The organism is Enterococcus sp. DIV1767, from assembly GCF_050542585.1.
GTDB classification, from domain to species: domain Bacteria; phylum Bacillota; class Bacilli; order Lactobacillales; family Enterococcaceae; genus Enterococcus_D; species Enterococcus_D innesii.
In genome coordinates this window covers 1,348,289-1,365,935 of record NZ_CP172936.1, presented here as the reverse complement: position 1 = coordinate 1,365,935, position 17,647 = coordinate 1,348,289, and the positions used below count along the sequence as shown (strand labels likewise).

General features: G+C 38.4%; 25 protein-coding genes. 11 read left to right on the top strand and 14 right to left on the bottom strand.

Going from position 1 to position 17,647, the window contains the following annotated elements; translation table 11 throughout:
* Positions 1-57 precede the first annotated feature (57 nt).
* A complete protein-coding gene (gene rplA / locus IGI78_RS06595; protein ID WP_005229790.1) occupies positions 58-747 on the bottom strand; it encodes a 50S ribosomal protein L1 in 690 nt (229 codons plus the stop codon).
* 100 nt (positions 748-847) lie between these two features.
* Positions 848-1,270, bottom strand: a complete 423-nt coding sequence (gene rplK, locus IGI78_RS06590; protein WP_005229787.1) for a 50S ribosomal protein L11 — start codon at positions 1,268-1,270, stop codon at positions 848-850.
* 319 nt (positions 1,271-1,589) lie between these two features.
* Between rplK and sdaAB the strand changes: the two genes are divergently transcribed.
* Positions 1,590-2,255, top strand: a complete 666-nt coding sequence (gene sdaAB, locus IGI78_RS06585; RefSeq protein WP_005229781.1) for an L-serine ammonia-lyase, iron-sulfur-dependent subunit beta — start codon at positions 1,590-1,592, stop codon at positions 2,253-2,255.
* A gap of 14 nt (positions 2,256-2,269) precedes the next feature.
* Complete coding sequence (gene sdaAA / locus IGI78_RS06580) at positions 2,270-3,142, top strand: L-serine ammonia-lyase, iron-sulfur-dependent, subunit alpha (protein ID WP_010749448.1); 873 nt, start codon at positions 2,270-2,272, stop codon at positions 3,140-3,142.
* A 148-nt stretch (positions 3,143-3,290) separates the two neighbouring features.
* Here the strand turns inward: sdaAA and IGI78_RS06575 are convergent, their stop codons facing one another.
* The 4 genes from IGI78_RS06575 to rpmG form a co-directional block, all read right to left on the bottom strand.
* Positions 3,291-4,781: a DUF1576 domain-containing protein gene (locus IGI78_RS06575; RefSeq protein WP_140965514.1), complete on the bottom strand. Its 1,491-nt coding sequence runs from the start codon at positions 4,779-4,781 to the stop codon at positions 3,291-3,293.
* A 128-nt stretch (positions 4,782-4,909) separates the two neighbouring features.
* Positions 4,910-5,452, bottom strand: coding sequence for a transcription termination/antitermination protein NusG (gene nusG / locus IGI78_RS06570; protein ID WP_005229769.1), 543 nt, complete (start codon positions 5,450-5,452; stop codon positions 4,910-4,912).
* 118 nt (positions 5,453-5,570) lie between these two features.
* Positions 5,571-5,741 carry a preprotein translocase subunit SecE gene (gene secE, locus IGI78_RS06565; protein WP_005229766.1) on the bottom strand — a complete coding sequence of 57 codons (171 nt, stop codon included), beginning with the start codon at positions 5,739-5,741 and terminating at the stop codon, positions 5,571-5,573.
* Between the two features lie 12 nt (positions 5,742-5,753).
* Complete coding sequence (gene rpmG / locus IGI78_RS06560; RefSeq protein WP_005229764.1) at positions 5,754-5,906, bottom strand: 50S ribosomal protein L33; 153 nt, start codon at positions 5,904-5,906, stop codon at positions 5,754-5,756.
* A 155-nt stretch (positions 5,907-6,061) separates the two neighbouring features.
* Between rpmG and cbpA the strand changes: the two genes are divergently transcribed.
* Complete coding sequence (gene cbpA, locus IGI78_RS06555) at positions 6,062-6,700, top strand: cyclic di-AMP binding protein CbpA (protein ID WP_077452493.1); 639 nt, start codon at positions 6,062-6,064, stop codon at positions 6,698-6,700.
* Between the two features lie 82 nt (positions 6,701-6,782).
* Here cbpA and IGI78_RS06550 read toward each other — a convergent pair whose 3' ends face one another.
* Entirely contained in the window at positions 6,783-7,292 is a 510-nt protein-coding gene (locus IGI78_RS06550) for a QueT transporter family protein (RefSeq protein WP_077452494.1), read from the bottom strand.
* Positions 7,293-7,786: 494 nt separating this feature from the next.
* On the opposite strand from IGI78_RS06550, the gene IGI78_RS06545 reads away from it, so the two are divergent.
* From IGI78_RS06545 to IGI78_RS06530, 4 genes are all read left to right on the top strand, one after another.
* On the top strand, positions 7,787-8,221 hold the full coding sequence (locus IGI78_RS06545; protein WP_223272989.1) for a DUF4352 domain-containing protein: 435 nt from the start codon (positions 7,787-7,789) through the stop codon (positions 8,219-8,221).
* A gap of 127 nt (positions 8,222-8,348) precedes the next feature.
* The gene (locus IGI78_RS06540; protein WP_140965512.1) at positions 8,349-8,639 is read left to right on the top strand and encodes a DUF5960 family protein; all 291 of its coding nucleotides are present in this window, start codon (positions 8,349-8,351) and stop codon (positions 8,637-8,639) included.
* Between the two features lie 298 nt (positions 8,640-8,937).
* On the top strand, positions 8,938-9,117 hold the full coding sequence (locus IGI78_RS06535) for a hypothetical protein (protein WP_195265756.1): 180 nt from the start codon (positions 8,938-8,940) through the stop codon (positions 9,115-9,117).
* A gap of 349 nt (positions 9,118-9,466) precedes the next feature.
* Complete coding sequence (locus tag IGI78_RS06530; RefSeq protein ID WP_008377778.1) at positions 9,467-10,063, top strand: hypothetical protein; 597 nt, start codon at positions 9,467-9,469, stop codon at positions 10,061-10,063.
* Positions 10,064-10,444: 381 nt separating this feature from the next.
* On the opposite strand, the gene IGI78_RS06525 is transcribed toward IGI78_RS06530, so the two are convergent.
* From IGI78_RS06525 to IGI78_RS06505, 5 genes are read right to left on the bottom strand one after another with little or no spacing between them, the layout of a single operon-like run.
* Entirely contained in the window at positions 10,445-10,771 is a 327-nt protein-coding gene (locus tag IGI78_RS06525) for a DUF5776 domain-containing protein (protein WP_223272988.1), read from the bottom strand.
* Positions 10,772-10,777: 6 nt separating this feature from the next.
* A complete protein-coding gene (locus tag IGI78_RS06520) occupies positions 10,778-11,029 on the bottom strand; it encodes an N-acetylmuramoyl-L-alanine amidase (RefSeq protein ID WP_223272987.1) in 252 nt (83 codons plus the stop codon).
* The gene (locus IGI78_RS06515) at positions 10,998-11,225 is read right to left on the bottom strand and encodes a hypothetical protein (protein WP_223272986.1); all 228 of its coding nucleotides are present in this window, start codon (positions 11,223-11,225) and stop codon (positions 10,998-11,000) included. The genes IGI78_RS06520 and IGI78_RS06515 overlap by 32 nt, the downstream gene beginning before the upstream one ends.
* 2 nt (positions 11,226-11,227) lie before the next feature.
* On the bottom strand, positions 11,228-11,479 hold the full coding sequence (locus IGI78_RS06510; protein ID WP_140965508.1) for a hypothetical protein: 252 nt from the start codon (positions 11,477-11,479) through the stop codon (positions 11,228-11,230).
* A gap of 36 nt (positions 11,480-11,515) precedes the next feature.
* On the bottom strand, positions 11,516-11,785 hold the full coding sequence (locus tag IGI78_RS06505; protein ID WP_140965507.1) for a phage holin family protein: 270 nt from the start codon (positions 11,783-11,785) through the stop codon (positions 11,516-11,518).
* A 4-nt stretch (positions 11,786-11,789) separates the two neighbouring features.
* Here IGI78_RS06505 and IGI78_RS06500 point away from each other — a divergent pair, with 4 nt between their 5' ends.
* Together IGI78_RS06500 and IGI78_RS06495 are read left to right on the top strand one after the other, a co-directional pair.
* On the top strand, positions 11,790-12,734 hold the full coding sequence (locus tag IGI78_RS06500; protein WP_430618550.1) for a tyrosine-type recombinase/integrase: 945 nt from the start codon (positions 11,790-11,792) through the stop codon (positions 12,732-12,734).
* Positions 12,735-13,041: 307 nt separating this feature from the next.
* Positions 13,042-13,179 carry a hypothetical protein gene (locus IGI78_RS06495; protein WP_422718467.1) on the top strand — a complete coding sequence of 46 codons (138 nt, stop codon included), beginning with the start codon at positions 13,042-13,044 and terminating at the stop codon, positions 13,177-13,179.
* Between the two features lie 229 nt (positions 13,180-13,408).
* On the opposite strand, the gene IGI78_RS06490 is transcribed toward IGI78_RS06495, so the two are convergent.
* A complete protein-coding gene (locus tag IGI78_RS06490; protein ID WP_140965505.1) occupies positions 13,409-14,107 on the bottom strand; it encodes an Ig domain-containing protein in 699 nt (232 codons plus the stop codon).
* A gap of 340 nt (positions 14,108-14,447) precedes the next feature.
* Between IGI78_RS06490 and IGI78_RS06485 the strand changes: the two genes are divergently transcribed.
* On the top strand, positions 14,448-14,975 hold the full coding sequence (locus IGI78_RS06485) for an FUSC family protein (protein WP_140965504.1): 528 nt from the start codon (positions 14,448-14,450) through the stop codon (positions 14,973-14,975).
* 59 nt (positions 14,976-15,034) lie between these two features.
* Here the strand turns inward: IGI78_RS06485 and bsh are convergent, their stop codons facing one another.
* A complete protein-coding gene (bsh, locus tag IGI78_RS06480) occupies positions 15,035-16,009 on the bottom strand; it encodes a choloylglycine hydrolase (protein ID WP_140965503.1) in 975 nt (324 codons plus the stop codon).
* 653 nt (positions 16,010-16,662) lie between these two features.
* Between bsh and IGI78_RS06475 the strand changes: the two genes are divergently transcribed.
* A complete protein-coding gene (locus tag IGI78_RS06475; protein WP_077452497.1) occupies positions 16,663-17,634 on the top strand; it encodes a diacylglycerol/lipid kinase family protein in 972 nt (323 codons plus the stop codon).
* The last annotated feature ends 13 nt before the right edge of the window (positions 17,635-17,647 follow it).

The window sequence follows — 17,647 nt, the reverse complement described above, 5'->3', positions numbered from 1 at the left end:
TACCTTACCATAGATAAGGCAGTCAAGTCAATAAAAGTTTTAAATTTTTGTATTAAATTAGAAAGAAGCTTGTTCTACATGGATCCCAGGTCCAAATGTTGTTGTAACTGAGATATTTTTCATGTATTGACCTTTTGCTGCTGAAGGTTTAGCTTTCAACAATGTTTCATGGATCGTTTTGAAGTTTTCGATCAATTTGTCATCTTCAAAAGAAACTTTTCCGATTGGTACGTGGATGTTTCCAGCTTTGTCAACACGGTAAGTAACTTTACCAGCTTTTACTTCGTTAACTGCTTTTGTTACGTCCATTGTTACTGTACCAGTTTTAGGGTTAGGCATCAAACCTTTAGGGCCTAATACACGACCTAATTTACCAACAGTAGCCATCATGTCAGGCGTTGCAACAACAACGTCAAAGTCGAACCAGCCACCTTGGATTTTTTGAACCATATCGTCGTCACCAACGAAATCAGCACCAGCTGCTTCTGCTTCTTTGGCTTTATCGCCTTTAGCAAAAACTAAAACTGTTTGTGTTTTACCAGTACCGTTTGGTAATACAACCGCGCCACGGATTTGTTGATCCGCTTTTTTAGGGTCTACGTTTAATTTGTAAGCAACTTCAACCGTTGCGTCGAATTTTGCAATATTTGTTTCTTTTGCCAAAGCTACTGCTTCTTCAACTGAATAAGCTTTTGTAGCATCAACTTTTTTCAATGCTTCTTGCATTTTTTTGCTTTTTTTAGCCATTTTGTTTCCTCCTTGATGTGGTTATAACGGTAGAACCTCCCACGTGTCCCATATTTTTCAATATGAAGCCGACTGAGAAGCTACTTCCTTAGGGCTGTAATTATTCTACAGTGATCCCCATGCTTCGTGCAGTTCCTTCAACCATGCGCATTGCTGCTTCAACGTCAGCTGCGTTTAGGTCTTCCATTTTCAATTCAGCGATTTCTTTTACTTGATCGCGTGAAACTTTTGCAACTTTTGTTTTGTTTGGTTCGCCTGAACCTTTTTCAACGTTTGCTGCTTTTTTCAACAATACTGCTGCTGGTGGTGTTTTTGTAACGAAAGTAAATGAACGGTCTTCGTATACAGAGATCACTACTGGAATGATCAAACCTGCTTGATCAGCTGTACGAGCATTGAATTCTTTAGTGAATCCCATGATGTTGATACCCGCTTGACCTAGCGCAGGACCTACCGGCGGAGCTGGTGTTGCTTTACCTGCAGGAATTTGCAATTTAACGATTTTTTCTACTTTTTTTGCCACGAGACATACCTCCTTGAGTCCGTGATGTGGTTAATTGGAGATCCAAATTTCTCCTCCCACTTTGGTGATTCATGTGCACACACAAAAAACGTGTGACGAAAGCACACTGGAATATTATAGCATCTTTAAGGAATAATTCAAGGTTTTTCAGCTGTTTTTTTCGAAAAAATACTCACCAGCGCTTTTCGTTATTCCTTCGCTAAAAAAATAAATAAAAATCCCTTGCTTTTGGTCTGCTTTTTTCATTCTCTCATTTTTTTATGCTACACTACTACTGGAATTCTTCCCTATTCGTTTACTACTATTCGAGGTGAAAAAAATGGAACAATTAAAATACCGCAGTGTATTTGATATAATCGGACCCATCATGGTGGGTCCCAGCAGTTCTCATACAGCCGGTGCTGCCCGGATTGGAAAAATCGTTCGCAGTATTTTTGGCGAACAGCCAGACAGTGTAGATATCCTGTTGTATGAATCGTTTGCCAAAACCTATCGCGGTCATGGAACCGATATTGCGTTAGTTGGCGGTCTCTTAGGCATGGAGCCAGATGACGCTCGCCTAGCAGACTCTTTAAAAATCGCTTATGAGAAAGGGATCGAAGTCTTATTCGTCCCTAAAAAAGAAAAAGCGGAACATCCAAATATGGTCAAGATGATTTTGACAAAAGGTAGCCACAAACTATCCGTCACTGGTATTTCGATTGGTGGTGGCAATATTCAAATCTCAGAGCTTAACGGCTTCAAAATTTCTCTGACGCTAGGTACGCCAACTTATGTGATCGTCCATCAAGATGTTCCAGGAATGATTGCGAAAGTAACCAATTTACTATCAGAGGCTCAAATCAATATCGGTACGATGACCGTAACAAGAGAAGCTGTCGGTGATAAAGCCATCATGATCATCGAAGTCGATCAGCGCAATGATCAGCTGGCCCAACAAATCAAAGTTTTGCCACACGTTTACAGCGCTGCGTATTTTGATTAAAGGAGAAAAGGCACATGTTCTATACAATAGAAGAATTAGTAACAGAGAGTAAAAATTATCCTTCCGTTGCAGAGATGATGATTGCAATCGAAGCAGAAAATACTGGCCGTAGTCGCGAACAGATCCTTGCAATCATGGAAAAGAATTTAGTTGTTATGGAGCAATCAGTCGCTGAAGGTGTCGCTGGTGTAAAATCGGTGACGGGATTGACCGGTGGCGATGCGACACGGATGAACGACTACCTTGCTGCCGGTGATTTTTTAAGCGGAGAAACCATTCTACAAGCGGTCCAAAATGCCATTGCAGTCAATGAAGTCAATGCGAAAATGGGCTTGATTTGCGCCACTCCGACTGCCGGTAGTGCGGGTGTTGTTTCTGGTGTATTGATGGCCGTGCGTGAGCGTTTGGCACTGACTCGAGCGCAACAAGTCGACTTTTTGTTTACAGCCGGCGCCTTTGGTCTGGTGATTGCCAACAATGCCTCGATTTCCGGTGCCGAAGGCGGTTGTCAAGCAGAGATCGGTTCTGCTAGTGCAATGGCAGCGGCGGCTTTGGTTTGTGCAAAAGGTGGCACCCCTCACCAAGCGGCTCAAGCGGTGGCGATCACCTTAAAAAATATGATGGGCTTGATTTGTGACCCTGTCGCGGGCTTAGTCGAAGTCCCCTGTGTGAAGCGCAATGCCCTGGGATCTTCCCAAGCCTTTATCTCTGCCGACATGGCACTGGCAGGAATCGAAAGTGTCATCCCACCAGATGAAGTGGTCTTAGCGATGTATCAAGTCGGTCGGCAAATGCCTAGCATTTTCAAGGAAACGGCTGAAGGCGGCCTAGCCATGACACCGACTGCCCAACGCTTGCAGGCAGAAATCTTAGAAGCCAATCGTTGATTTTTTTTAGAAATGAACACCAATAAAAACCAACCAAGAACAACCAATCGTTGCTTGTTCTTGGTTGGTTTTCATTTTCTCACTATTTCTCAGGAAGGTAAGTCCCTCCTATTTGTTAAATAAGTAACAAACAGCACTGAGGATTTCTCTACTCCCACTCGCTTACTCCATAGCGTTTCTTTTGGGCAACAGGTGTTAATACCTTCACAGGCTCGGAAAATTTAGGTTTTCCTTCTGTTTGATCCAATGGGACTAATGGCTGTTCACTTTCTTGTACTTTCGAGACTGTTTGTGTTTTTTCTTTCTGGGTAGCTGGCACCTGATCGGCTGATTTTTGCCAAAGCTGTTTGCTGAGATCCAATAGGGGAATGATCATCATGGCGACGAGCCCGCCAGAAAAACCATTGTTATACAGATTCAAACCTCCATGTAAGAAATCAATATTCAGTACCATTGAGGCGTGGACAAAACCGACCACCAAGCCGCCTTTCCAGCCATAGGCATTCGTTACTGCACAGAGCATCATCGCAAAAATCGCTGACGTGACTGTAACCGTCTCGTTGATGGTGTATACACTCAATAGATTGGCGATCGTCACCCCTGCCAATAAAGGCAGCGAGTTAAACACATGAGAGCCACAAGCAGAAAAGCCGATGACACAAAAGATCGCACCGATAACCGGTCCATTTAAAACCGCACCAATACTGACAACGTAAGCCACTAACAAGAATGTCATTAACCCCATATTGATCATCGTATTATAAACGCCGGTATCACGTAAGATATCGCGTTCGATTTTGCCACTATGAGACCAAATCGCTCGCATATTCAACCGTTTTTTCTTGATCGCCATCAGCGAACCATAGCCTACGAGCATACTTCCTAAAACCAGCATCATGAAAATCAAACGCGGTTGCTGTTCTTGTGACACCATTGTTCGCAGCTCGATCGTTAGGCCAAACATCCGACAGATAGCGGCAACTAGTGTACATAGCATTCCTGAAGTGAACCCCGAACTGTAAAGACTGACACTTTGAAATAGCGTTTGAAAGTACAGTGCCATGGGAACCATCAAAAAACCGGTAAAAATTCCAATGCCATACCCCATCACTAAACTAAAATAAGGTGGTAAGGAATCATTGAAAGCAAAATAGCTGACGATCGGAGAAACCGACGATCCGTACAAGGCGATCAACAGAAATTTTTTCAGTGGTTCGTTCATAAAATACGAATACAGGCGGACGCCTAAAAATATCGGGATAAAATTTAGTAGATTTTTCCCAAAAAAACCATACCCAGTCACCATAAAGATAGCGGACACCGCACCGCCTGTGATCGGCACCCGATAATGATAACAAATCGAGATCGCTACAAACGTCATCAAACTGCTGTTTAATAAAGCCGTCCCTACAGAAGTCATAGCAATATAATCTGTCACAAGATGACTTTCCGAAAATAAAATCAACTTGAGCTCTTCGACTGCCACCCTTGGATCGAAAAACAACATGGCAAAGAAAAACAGTAGCAAATTAAAAAGAAACAACAAGCTATACCCATTATGTACAGAGATCATCCCTTTAGTATGGGGATGAAAATCATTGTGAAACTTTACTCTAAAAAAATCAACTAATTTTGACATAGGACCCCTTCCTCTTATAAAGCGCTTACTCATTTTGAGAAAAAAAGTGGGCCAACGAATTGGTCCACTTTATTCTCATTACTGTTATTTTACCGTAAATGAGCCGTTCATGCTAGTCTATCCAGCAGTTAAATTTTATCTACTTGCTCAAAATCAAGTTCTGTACTGGTTTCACGACCGAACATATCGATGTTCACTTTTAGTTTTTGTTTCTCTTCATCAATTTCTGCTACTTGACCTTCTAAACCAGAGAACGCACCTTCGATGATCTTGACGGTTTCGCCGATTTCTACTTCTAACTCAACTGTTCGGGTGCTCATACCAATCGAACGCAAAATCGAATTGATTTCTTCTTGTAATAAAGGCGCCGGCTTGCTTCCTGCACCATGAGAGCCAACGAAACCAGTCACACCTGGTGTATTCCGAACCACGTACCAAGATTCATCCGTCATGACCATCTCAACTAGCACATAACCAGGAAAGGTTTTATGAACGATTTCTTTGGTTTTGCCATTTTTTTCTTCTGTTTCCACTTCTTCGGGAACAACGACACGGAAAATATAATCACCCATCCCCATGCTTTGTGCACGTGACTCTAGGTTTGCTTTTACTTTGTTCTCGTAACCTGAATACGTATGTAGAACATACCAATTTTTTTCAAAAGATTCCATTTTTTTCGGACTCCCCATCTTTTTGTAAAATAAAAAAACCTCAGCTGCACCGAAGTTTTTCCTCAAAGCGATTATAGCATGATTTGCGATAAATGACTAGCGCTATCAGTAAGAAGTCTTACTTTAGGATCCAATTGAAGACTGTTTGAATCAGTGTGTCCATCACAAAGAACATCAATGCAAAAATAATGGTTGTTTGAATCACCACAAAGGTATCTTTGCGTAATTGTTTTTTTGATGGCCAAGAAACGTTTTTCATTTCTTCAACAACATTTTTCAAAAATTTCATTCGATTCCCTCCTTACTTCGTTTCACGATGCAAAGTATATTGATTGCAATACTTGCAAAATTTGTTGATTTCAAGGCGTTCGCCTTTTTTACCTTCACTGACTGATTTTGAATAGTTGCGGGATCCGCAGACAGAACAAGCCAAAGCAGCTTTTTTCGTTGCCATCTTAGTGTCCTCCCCCTTTTTATAAAGTTTTCCAACACTAAAAATACCATTTAATTAAGATTGTGTCAATTTTTGATTTTCTGTCGTATAAATATAGTTTCTGCTGATTTTGTGGTATGATAATGGTGTTAAATGGGTATTTGGGAGGGAAAATTATGTTATTAAAAACAATGGTTTACAAAAAACGCGATTTAACAACGGTAAAGGAAACAGCTACCTTAGAAGAAGCGCTGGCAATTTTAGAAGAGTCTGGTTATCGTTGTGTGCCTATCCTAGATGAATCAGGAAAGATTTTTAGAGGAAATATTTATAAAATGCACATCTATCGCCATAAAGCAAACGGCGGCGACATGACTTTACCCGTCACCTATCTGCTAAAAAATGCGACGAAGTTCATTTATGTCAACTCTTCATTTTTTAAGGTTTTCTTTACGATCAAAGAATTGCCTTATATTGCGGTATTAGATGAAAACAATCAATTTTACGGCATCTTGACCCACAGCTCCTTATTGAATATGTTGTCACAATCATGGAGCGTTGAGCAAGGAAGCTATGTGTTGACGATCGCATCAACAGGTCAACAAGGCGACTTAGCGGTTATCTCAAAAATAATCGCAAAATACAGCAGTATCGCCAGCTGTATCACACTGGATATCGGCAAAGACGAATTTATTCGTCGTACGATGATTACTTTACCAGCAAACACATCAAAAGAATTATGCGACAAGATCGTTACGCAACTAGAAGCAAAAAACTTCAAAGTTGTAGAAATCGAAGACTTAAAAGCAGAATAAAACAAAAGATCATTCCTTCATTTCTTAGGAATGATCTTTTTCTTGTTTTTTGAGAACCATCAAAGCAAAAAACAAGTTTTCTTTAAACGCGTTTATCAAAACGAACAGCACGATTGATAATATACATCACAGGTGCCGTAATCGTCATCACGATAAATTCACTTAATGCTGTTGTTGCAAATGTTGGCCAGAAAGGCAATGCTAAGGTGATATTTAGCATAATCGCAATCAGGAACATGCTTAATGAAAAAACAATGGTGTTAAATGCTAGTCTTAAGAAAACATTTGGAATCTTCTTCTGTACCAGCGCAGTCGCTCCTAAAGCCAAAAAGCTTCCGACCCCACCGAATACGACATCCAAGATCCCCATTCCAAAGAACAAGTTATACACAACAACCCCGCCGACGACACCCCACATCAATTTCCTGTTGAAAACGACTAAGTGATTCAATCCTTCAGATATCCTGAATTGAATCGCTCCTGAGGCAACGGGTGCGACTAGAACCGTTACAGCGATATAAAGTGCCATGATGATCCCATTGGCTGCGACGACACGCAAACGTTGATTGGTTAGATTTGTTGATTTTTCCATATGATCCCTACTTTCTCCGAGTTTTGATTACGCGGGATGGTTGATGAACCGCGGTGCGCTTCGCACAAGTACTTATTATACACAAGAATATTGTTTTATCAACCTTTCCATGCACATTGTTCTCTTTTTGTTTTCCGTTTATTATATTAATTTGGAGAAACTGTGTGGATGTTTTGTGGATGAAACCCTCGAAAGCTGTGTTATTTAATCTTTTTACTTTTATTACTTAGTTAAGCACTATCATTTTTGTTTACAAAGTAACACCCTTCTCTGATACAATTAAGAAAAAAGAAGAGGAGCTTATAGCAAACATAAAAAAAGTTTATTTTGGTGTTTTTATTGGTATCAATTTATTATTTTTATCGGCTTGCTCAAGTCCCGAAGGTGAGAAAACAGTTGCTCAAGGTTCTGCCACTGCTCAAACCGAATCAATTGTTGAATCTTCTGCTGAAAATACTACAGAAAGCAGCACCATAGAAAGCAATAGCGCTACTGTGGACCGTGCCGAATATTCAGCGAATTTTTCAGAAGATTGGAATGGACTGACCACGAACATCAATAAAGTGGTGATTGTAGAACTATCCGATGATGAGATTGAAATGCAAGGTCTAGAAAATAAATACGCTGTTCAAGTATATTTCGAAATTACCAACAATTCGGACATGGATTTTGATACTTATCCAGACCAAGCAACAATGGTTGTGGAAGGTCAGCAAATCGAAGCTGAAATGTTTTTAAGTGATAGTATTGGTGGAGAAATCTTAAGCGGTGTAACAAAAGAAGGAATTGTGACATTTTCAGTACCTAAAATAGAAGATGTTAGCAATGTGTCTAATATTCGATTGAAATGGTCTGCTAGCTACGACATCGAAAATTATGACGAGGATAATTATAAAGATTTTGATGTCACATTCGATTTGACTAAATAATCGATGAATGACAGACCTTAAAATACGGTTGTTTGAATTGAATAAAATCGTAAAATTGCTCCTACCTTATTTGGTTGGGAGCTTTTTTTATTTTCTGTTCGTGTAATTCTTGCAAGGAGTGAATGATATGCAAATACCGTTAGCGCATCAAAGAACTTACGCATTGGAAAGATATTACTACGAGTTTATAGAAGGAATGGGGCCAGCCCACTTGCTTTACGATCAGTTTGTTCGGACGATGGAGAACTTTGGAAAACCCTATTTCACTGTACCCATCAGCTATAGTCATTATTCTGAAGAGTTGGCTTTTGTATTTAAAATAGACGGTGAAAATTATCTGTTCGATCACGTTAGGACTCAAGACAAGATTCTTAGAAAATACGACCCTAACACAAAGTATAAACCAGGTGGCAATTGATATGAATCTTATTACTCAATATGAACAAGGCTACCTATCTCTTTCTGATTTTATAAATGAATTCCCGAACTCGATTTCTAAATCTCAGGAAGCTTTGTGCGGCTCAGAATGTGTCGAGTTTTATGTCGCTATAAGAAATTCTACATTAGAAACCGGTTGTGCTAGGACGTGTCTTTTTGTAATTAAATCATATTACAGTCTAAAAAAAGTCTGTTACCATTTTACATCCCTGTTGAGTTGTTGTATAATTCTGATAATTCCTATTGATACTACTTGGCATATTACGAGGAGAGTTTTTATGAAGGGTAAAGAAAAGAAAAAAGAAAACGATGTTTTCTCTACCATCGAAAAAAATCGAAGAATAGATACTGGTATGCCTGCAGGAGATCCTAATATCGGTACAAAATGGACTGATACTTTAATTTATTTTGGAGTTATTCTTGTCCTATTTATTTTGTATGTTTTGTTCTTTAAATAAACAAGGAAGAATGTAGAATGAAAAGAAAACTAGCGTTGTTGTTATCGGTACTTGCTCTTGCTGTATTTGCTTTTTTTTGAACGTCGGAGGTAAAAGCAGATGAAACGTCCGCCCTAAAGCAGTTGCTTATTTGAATAGTGATCAAGCTGGAAAGAAAACACAGTTGAATGTGAAAGATGTATCTCCAATACAAGATTTATTGAACCGATTTCAACTGCTTAGCTTTAACATCATTTAAGTAGAAGTCATCCAATCTCTACAGGTGGGTGACGAAGGCCTGATTATGTTAAAACATTGACAATTTTGACACGTAAAGTATCTTAATTTTAATAGAACGGAGCATCAGAATATGTTAAAAAGTAAAAAAGTATTTAATCTTTTGGTTATTGGCTTTGTAGTTTGTCTATTAATAAATATCGTATTACCTACTAAAGTTGTGTCATCCGATGAAATTTCAATACCTAATTCAACTATACCGCAAACTACTGAGTCTGTGACAAAAGAAGAAGCAGCCAAATACGAAGATGGTGTTTTATATATTAAAGACTCAAACTCATCTACTATTTCTACTAGAGCTGTCGTAGCTGATGGCGGCTGGAATTGGAAACAAATCGATAGTAGAAAAACTGACACCAAGTTCGACAATGCATTCGTTGCTAATCTAGGCAACACCATATTTGGGATAGCAACAATTTACTTTGGTGGTATAGTTCTTAAAGGTGTGATGAAGGCTGGGGAATTTGCAGGGGCTGTGGGGGCTTATTTCCTTTCAAAATTAGACCTAAAATTTAAACCCAAAGCTACTGTCTACTTAACAATTACTACTTATAAAGATACTGATTCGAAAAACTTATATGTAAAAGAGAATGTTAAAGCTTACTCAGATTCAGCAAGAAAGAAATTAATAGGGAGCTATGATTCTGTTCACAAATTTACTAAAAAATAAATTATCTGAATGTTCAAGACAATTTATTTTTCTCATAAAATAGTATTTTAATCAGAAAAATATTATCATGTAAATTTGTGTGAGGGAGGAATTTAATATGACTAAAAAGCAAACTATAATGTTTATCTCAAAAATGCTCTTGTATTATGTCCTAATAATTTTGATTGTTTCTTTAATTTCTGGTAATTTTACTTTCTCGCACTTTCTATTCAACGATATATTAAGTCCAAAATCGTTCATTGTACTTTTTGGAATTTTTCTCTTTTATAATGAAAAAAAGAAAAACTTTTAACGTAATTTAGGCAGAAGTTGATTCCCCTATATAATTTATCTGAGTTTATGTACAAAGCCCCTACTCAAACGAGTAAGGGGGGTTTGTGTTTATCTGAGTTTCTTCACGTAAGCTTCATTAGCTGTAAAATACCCACCAGATTCTAAAAGAAGACGTGTAATGTTGCCATGCTTCACAACCTCTTTCACCAGAAGCTTGCTGCCCTTCGGATAGTAGTTACCACGCATATTAGTAGATTCTAAATCCGTGTACTCTTGATCTCCACTTTCTCGAATCACTTCTACACGTCTTGCATTTTGAATATATGTTTTTTTGTTTGTCACTTTTGCTACGCCTCCATTCGAAGATGATTTGTATCCCATAACATCCAATGCAGCATTAACTGCATCGTCCATTTTCTTGGCCATGATATCCATATCTTTTTAACTGTCCATAAAGCCCCATTCAATCAAGATTGCTGATCCTTCAGATGCTCGAATCACATATAAGGATGTAGTAGCCTTCGCTCCACGATTAACCCAGCCAGTAACTTTATATACTGCATCACAAATAGCTTGTGCCAGTTTACGAGCTTCTTCATTCCCAGCGAAGTACCACACTTCAAAATCATTCGCACTCCCATTAAAAGCATTTAGGTGATGGCTAACATGGAAGGATTTTCCAACTGAATTCATTTTTTCGAACGATATTGTAGAGATTATCGTTAGCGGTTGTACCCACATCATCAGTAGCATCTACGGCTTTAGTTGCTGCTCGAAATTTGTCATGAATCTTTTGAGCAACTTCGTGTTCTTTCAAACCGCAACCAGATGCGCCAGGTACAATCGCATTATGCCCTCTATGAGAGGTTGAATTATTATATTTGACCATGTTTACTCCCCCTTTCCGATGTAAAAGTAATCATCAATTTCTTCAGAAGAGTCATCCGTTTTTTCACGTTTCTTTACTTCAAATTGAAAGGTCTTATCTTGGCTATCTCTCGTAAACTTAACAGTCAAATGATATTCTGATTCCTCGAGCTGATTCATCGTGTGTGCCGCGTCTTGTATCGGATGTACAGCTTCGATAATTTCTGGCTGGGCTACTGATTCAAAGTCTTCAATAAATTTTGCTTTGTTTCTCATGGTTATCCCTCCAAATTTTTTATAAAAAAAAACAGCTTATTCAGCTGCTCCTTGACTAATAATTCTGGTAAATGATTGATGCAAGCCTGTAGATGCTAATCCACTAACAGCGCCGTAAACGATTGATTCAACCGCAAAACCATTCATGACAAGCCCTAGAATTGCTCCTAGTAAGCCGACAATCAATGGAATGTAATCATTCACCTTATTGGTTAAAACAGGTGTAGTCTTGATAATATAACCAACTACTAAACACGCAATCACAATCACTGGTACAAAGTTTTCTGTTACTACTGATAAATCCATGCTTGTGGGCGACTATTTAAAGATGTGGATCGATCTAAAAGCACGGACTGTCAAACAGTCAACTTTATATAGAATAAAAAAATCTATTCGCTTATACATTCTTCCACGATTCGAGTTTTACAAACTTACTGAAATCAAAAGACTTGAATGTATAACATGGATTAACGAACTTTGTGATCACTTAAATGTAGACTCTGTCAAATCCTATGTTGCCCCATTCAATAGCGCGCTCGAAGATGCTGTTGTAGAATATCAGCTCTTAGAATCCAATCCGATGAAAAGCATAAAGTATCCTAAATTACAAAAATATAAAAAAGAGATAAAATTCTTTGAAAAAGATGATTTAGTCTATTTTTTAGACATCAGCAAAAGTCACGCGGAAGAAAATGATTTCATGGACTACCTGTATTTTGTATTATCTATACTATTATCGCGAACTGGTTTGAGACTGGGAGAAGCTTCTGCATTAAAATGGGATGACTGGAACAGAAATAAAATAGAAATAAACAAAACTTTGTATCGCGAGGGAAAAACTGACTATATAAACCCTCCAAAAACTCAATCAAGCTATAGAACAATTGTAATTGACAGATACTTAATCGAATTATTGAAGAATTTCAAAATCAAGAAAAACGAGCTAGCCCTCGCTTCATCCAGAAACATAGCTAATCAAGAGTATATTTTTGCAGATGAACGCGGGAACTTTATCAAGCAGTCGAATTATAGAACCTACTTTTATAAAATGTGCGATTTAGCCGAGCTACCTCGTCTCTCGCCTCATGCACTAAGACATTCTCATGCAGTACATTTACTTGAAAGTGGGTCAAACATTAAATATGTATCGGAACGTTTAGGACACTCTTCGATAAATATGATCGCAAACGTGTATCTTCCTATTTCTAAGAAAATGGAAACTGAAGCTATATCTATGTATGAACGTTATTTCTAAAATATATTTTATTTCCATGTGGATGTTTTGTGGATGAAAATGATAAAAAGGTGATTGTTATGTTGGTTTGAAGGGTTTTAATCGAATTTAAACGTTTTAGTTGATGAACCGCGGTGCGCTTCGCACAAGTACTTATTATACACATTAATAGCCATATATCAATGTTAAACTGGGCATTAAATCATCAAATCATCTCGAATTCACCTGACAAAAATTTATGCAGATGGAATTGCTCCCTCTATTCCTTCATTCGTTGATTCAAAGAAACACTTCGCAGCTTTCATTTTCTAGCCCTATTCGACGATCAATGAGTCATCCATCGTCAGATTTCCTAATGGCTTGTGATTCAATCTTTACCCTTGAAAGAGATGGCAAAAATATTATTTTTACGCCTACCGAAGAAATAAACGATGAAGATGGTGGCTTTATGTTGGAACCTCGCTAAATGAAGACGGATCTCGTGATGGAAGGTTAATAAGATCCGCCTGATCTACGCACAGTAATCATCTTGAATACGTAAAACATCCCTTTTCATTAATGGAAAGGGATGTTTAGAATGAATCAGACGATTCAGTTACTTTTTGATCAAAAATAGCTTTCTTCTCGTTGCCTCGTAACTTTTTTGGTAAAGCAATTTCTCATAGATGTTTACTCAGCGAATGCCTGCCACACCTCTATTTAGCTGGTCGAAAGCCCGCTTTGTACGCTTCCACTTCCGTCTTGAACATACGAATCGGACTTGTCGTTTTTTTATAGTATTGACTACCCGGTATGTGGTAAATCTTTTGCTTGGACCCTTTGATCAACCCTTTGCCTTGTTTGTCTACGTACTTTTTTAATCCATCTCGAAATGCATCATTCGTCGTTCCAGGTGCTTTCCCACCTTTTTTCACCAGTTTGACCTGGATTGCTTCCAGTTGAAAGCCAAAGCCGGACGTTCCTGAAGACTGCCCGTTTTTCGCCCACCCCATCCAGCCAAATTGTTGTGCATTGACTCGATAATAGACATCGTAATACTTAGCGATCTCACCGGTGAGTTTGATTTGGATCGCCTCCAACCGTTGCCCTTTTCCACTTGTACCAGACAGAGTCCCATTTTTTCTATACGATTTTTCCCATCCTTGTTTCTGAATGGAGGTTTTATATTCAATATTCCCTTTGTATTTTTCATTAGTAATTTTTATCTTGATTGCTTCAAGTCGCTTTGCTTTCCCTATGGTCCCTGACGTCTGACCATTTGTTTTCCATGATTGCCACCCTTGAGACTGGACATTTGTTTGATAGCTCACACTTGGTGAAGATGCAGCAAAAACTGTCATCGGAAAAACAACGAAGCCAAGCAATAGCACCAATAGTATAGAAACTTTTTTCATTTTAACCCCTCCTTATTTTTGATTATGCCAATAATATTGTTAAAAAACAATCTATTTATAAGCAATAAATAATTTTTCATCATTTCAACTCACTTAGAAAATGAACTGCTGGGTAAAGCGTAAAATCAACACTTCTAGAGGGCGTTCCAATTATTGTATTACTTCAAACTCGAAGTTGAAAAATGCTTAGCATCAAACTAGCTATTCAACTACTGATAGAAGGTGCATCTTGACTTACGAAGAAAAGTCAGTGTTCGTTTTTCTGAGAATCGAAACGAATGACCGCCTGCAATGTGGTATAATCTAATTCGTTGAAATTTATTTTGGAAGGATGACATGATTGAACTTATTTGGATTGACCTTTGGCTTAAGAAATGTAAAAACGGGAATCAGTGTATTCCTCTGTATTTTGATCAGTTTTCTTTTGAATCGAGAAACCTACGTCGTATCGACGATCACAGCTGTTTTCACATTAAGAGAAGATCATGAAAACACCGTCAAATACGGGAAACATCGGATTGCAGGTAATAGCTTTGGCGCAATTGCCTCCGTGTTTTGTATAGCAATTTTTAACTTTTTCGGACATTCGTCCTTTATACAAATGATTGCGATCCCTTTAGTGATCATGTTGATGATCGCTTTACTGGTCAAATTTGATTATTCCGAGGGAACAGTTGGTGCTTGTGCCACACTATTGACGATTTTATTTATGATTCCTCAAACTGAATCTTACTTGTATGCTTTTAATCGGATTGTTGATAGTTTTATCGGCATGACGATTGCGATATTGGTGAATCGCTTTTTTCCATTTCCGAATAAAAGTACCGCAGGGACGAAGACGACAACAAATGAGAGTGATTTATTTTAAAAATGGAAAAGAAAAAAACCATCTCAAAACAGCTTTGAGATGGTTTTTTTAAGATTGGATCAGTTACTGAAAAGAACTTGTTGGTCTTCAATTAATGGATAAGAAATCGGTGCATTACCTTCCAAATCTTCTTTATTCATATCAACTGCAACGATTTGACTATTTTCATACGTACGATAGTAATAGATTCCTTTATCTGTATTGCAGCAAGAAGTATAAATCGTGTACTCATAGCGCTCATTGCCTATGTCACAAAGTCCTTTTTGTTGCTCAACCGAACCTAAAATATGGAAGAACTGACTAATGCTTTCGGATTCAGATTCTCCAGAAACGGAATTCAATCGGGTAAAAGCTACTTTGACAAAGCGAGACATCGAAGAAAGATCTCCTGGCAGCCCTAAGCCTCCCATTCCACGACTATATTCATCAAAATCCAGCTTGTCAGAAAAATGAGTTTCCGGAGTTTTCGATGATAACACACGGTAGTTATTCAAATTGAACAATTGATAGTCAAATGGCGGATTATTTGTCAAAACTCCCACCGGATTTTCATGAATATGAAGGCCATCACTCATACTTTCCACAACGATGGCACTTTTTTTATCAGCAATCATCCAATGCAAAGGCGATAGAGGCAAATCTTCACTAAAATTGATCCGAACGAGATTGACATTGGCTAATAACCCTTTTACCTCTTCAACAGTAGCGCATTGTCCTAAAAGCCATGGAATGAACTCAAAAGGCGTAACATTCTCTTTTCCTTCTTGAAATTCATTGTAGAAAGCATTTTCTGGAAAATTCAATCCAGCGATACCTAAACCTTTTTCATTGACCGCATCATAATACAGTGGATACTCAGCGACACCAGCAGCAATCCCAATCATTGCGTAATGGTGATCTATTTCACTTACTTTGCGAAATTTGAATGAATAATTTCTCGGAGTAATGGTCACTACTTCTTTATAAGAAACATCATAATCAAAATTTCTGCCCAAATAATGATCTTTCGTTACATAAGTTAACGCAGTACACATAATACTTCCTCCTAAAATAAGTTTTTTACACTACTAATTTACTCCTATCGCTTTTTTTTAACAAGGAAAAAGCAATAAATAATAATGAAAATACAATTAAATGATTTAAAATCATTTTAATGTACTGTATATAAGGCAATTTCAATCTAGTATTCTTTAGTTAGCCTACCTTCTCGCAAATTCACTTTGATTACAAATCCTTTAGAAGAGCCGTTCAAAAGCGGCGATGATCATAATCTCCACCCTTTTTCCTTTACCTTTCATTAAACTATTTAAATTTCTCTAAAAGGCAACAACAAAACAATGTAAGCGATTGCCCAATATAAAAAATGTGCTATACTATAAGTGTAAGGAGCAAGGATTCCCAGTAAAGCAGACGAAGCAGGTTCTGCAAGAAAAGAATTGTTGTCAACTTAGAATAAAAGACAAAGGATGTGGGAATTTGAGTTACTCCTTACTAATTGAATAGGATTCGGCGATGGGCATCGTTACCTGAGGATCAAAGTGGACATAAGAACCTTTGAAAACCCAGAAAGCACAATCGTCGAATCTATTTTTTTGCTCTTTTTTCAGGCATCGTCTCCCCGCCTTCTTTCGAAACATGCTATAATTAAACGCATTGAACGAAAAAACGATATGGAGCTATTCATAAAATGAACTATTATTATCACTTCCTCGTAAACCCTGCCTCAGGCAGTGGAAGGGGGAAAAAAGCGGCGGAGCGTGTGCAAAAAATCGTAAACAAGCATCGTTTCCCCCATCAACTCTATTTAACAAAATCGCCCGGCGACGAACGAAACATCACCCGAAAACTCTTAAAAGAACGCCTTTTGCCTTGGGACGATGTTTATTTAGAAAATGGCGAAATGCTATATCCATTGCTGGTCGTTATTGGGGGAGATGGAACGCTGCACCAAGTAGTATCAGAGTTACAACTTGAACAACAACAAATCCCCGTTGCTTACATCCCCGCTGGCTCAGGAAACGATTTTGCGCGAAGTATCGAGTTGCCGCGGGAACCGGAAAAAGCATTTTGGAAAATTGCGGGTACTACTAAGCCCCAAGAATTGGCCATTATCCACTATGATGAGCAGATCCAGGAGGAAAGCGGCATTGCGCTTAACAATGTCGGTATTGGCCTTGATGCGGCAATCGTCTACACCACCAATCACTCTGTGGCAAAAAGTAGTCTGAATAAGTTTAACCTCGGCTCCTTTTCCTATATCGCTGCAATTATTCGGGTTTTGTTTCGCCAAAAAGGCTTCCCGATCTTAGTTGAGTGTAATGGGCAACAATTCAGTTATAAGAAAGCTTTTCTATGCACTACGACCAACCATCCTTACTTTGGCGGCGGTGTTGCGATCGCCCCAACCGCTTCGGTCAAAGAGAAAAAGTTTGATTTTGTTCTTGTCGAGCGTGTATCGATTTTTAAGATTTTCTGGCTGATCGGTTTACTGATGCGAAAGAAACACATGAATTCACGTTACTTTCACCATCTTTCCACGTCGAAGCTGAGAATTATCTCTACCGTGCCCCAACATGGACAAGAAGACGGTGAGGAAATGGGCCAACGTCCCTTTGATATTACTTTTACAACAGCTAGTCAATTATTTTGGTGCCCATAAAGAAAACGATACA

Excerpts from the sequence above, each read along its gene's own strand:
- rpmG (WP_005229764.1), bottom strand. The coding sequence starts at position 5,906 with ATGGCAACGAAAAAAGCTGCTTTGGCTTGTTCTGTCTGCGGATCCCGC.
- nusG (WP_005229769.1), bottom strand. The coding sequence starts at position 5,452 with ATGGAATCTTTTGAAAAAAATTGGTATGTTCTACATACGTATTCAGGT.
- IGI78_RS06575 (WP_140965514.1), bottom strand. The coding sequence starts at position 4,781 with ATGTCAAAATTAGTTGATTTTTTTAGAGTAAAGTTTCACAATGATTTT.
- sdaAA (WP_010749448.1), top strand. The coding sequence starts at position 2,270 with ATGTTCTATACAATAGAAGAATTAGTAACAGAGAGTAAAAATTATCCT.
- secE (WP_005229766.1), bottom strand. The coding sequence starts at position 5,741 with ATGAAATTTTTGAAAAATGTTGTTGAAGAAATGAAAAACGTTTCTTGG.
- IGI78_RS06505 (WP_140965507.1), bottom strand. The coding sequence starts at position 11,785 with ATGGATTTATCAGTAGTAACAGAAAACTTTGTACCAGTGATTGTGATT.
- sdaAB (WP_005229781.1), top strand. The coding sequence starts at position 1,590 with ATGGAACAATTAAAATACCGCAGTGTATTTGATATAATCGGACCCATC.
- IGI78_RS06520 (WP_223272987.1), bottom strand. The coding sequence starts at position 11,029 with ATGAATTCAGTTGGAAAATCCTTCCATGTTAGCCATCACCTAAATGCT.
- bsh (WP_140965503.1), bottom strand. The coding sequence starts at position 16,009 with ATGTGTACTGCGTTAACTTATGTAACGAAAGATCATTATTTGGGCAGA.
- IGI78_RS06495 (WP_422718467.1), top strand. The coding sequence starts at position 13,042 with ATGAGTCATCCATCGTCAGATTTCCTAATGGCTTGTGATTCAATCTTT.
- cbpA (WP_077452493.1), top strand. The coding sequence starts at position 6,062 with ATGTTATTAAAAACAATGGTTTACAAAAAACGCGATTTAACAACGGTA.
- IGI78_RS06525 (WP_223272988.1), bottom strand. The coding sequence starts at position 10,771 with ATGGATATCATGGCCAAGAAAATGGACGATGCAGTTAATGCTGCATTG.
- IGI78_RS06535 (WP_195265756.1), top strand. The coding sequence starts at position 8,938 with ATGAAGGGTAAAGAAAAGAAAAAAGAAAACGATGTTTTCTCTACCATC.
- IGI78_RS06515 (WP_223272986.1), bottom strand. The coding sequence starts at position 11,225 with ATGGTCAAATATAATAATTCAACCTCTCATAGAGGGCATAATGCGATT.
- IGI78_RS06540 (WP_140965512.1), top strand. The coding sequence starts at position 8,349 with ATGCAAATACCGTTAGCGCATCAAAGAACTTACGCATTGGAAAGATAT.
- IGI78_RS06530 (WP_008377778.1), top strand. The coding sequence starts at position 9,467 with ATGTTAAAAAGTAAAAAAGTATTTAATCTTTTGGTTATTGGCTTTGTA.
- IGI78_RS06550 (WP_077452494.1), bottom strand. The coding sequence starts at position 7,292 with ATGGAAAAATCAACAAATCTAACCAATCAACGTTTGCGTGTCGTCGCA.
- IGI78_RS06510 (WP_140965508.1), bottom strand. The coding sequence starts at position 11,479 with ATGAGAAACAAAGCAAAATTTATTGAAGACTTTGAATCAGTAGCCCAG.
- IGI78_RS06475 (WP_077452497.1), top strand. The coding sequence starts at position 16,663 with ATGAACTATTATTATCACTTCCTCGTAAACCCTGCCTCAGGCAGTGGA.
- rplA (WP_005229790.1), bottom strand. The coding sequence starts at position 747 with ATGGCTAAAAAAAGCAAAAAAATGCAAGAAGCATTGAAAAAAGTTGAT.
- IGI78_RS06490 (WP_140965505.1), bottom strand. The coding sequence starts at position 14,107 with ATGAAAAAAGTTTCTATACTATTGGTGCTATTGCTTGGCTTCGTTGTT.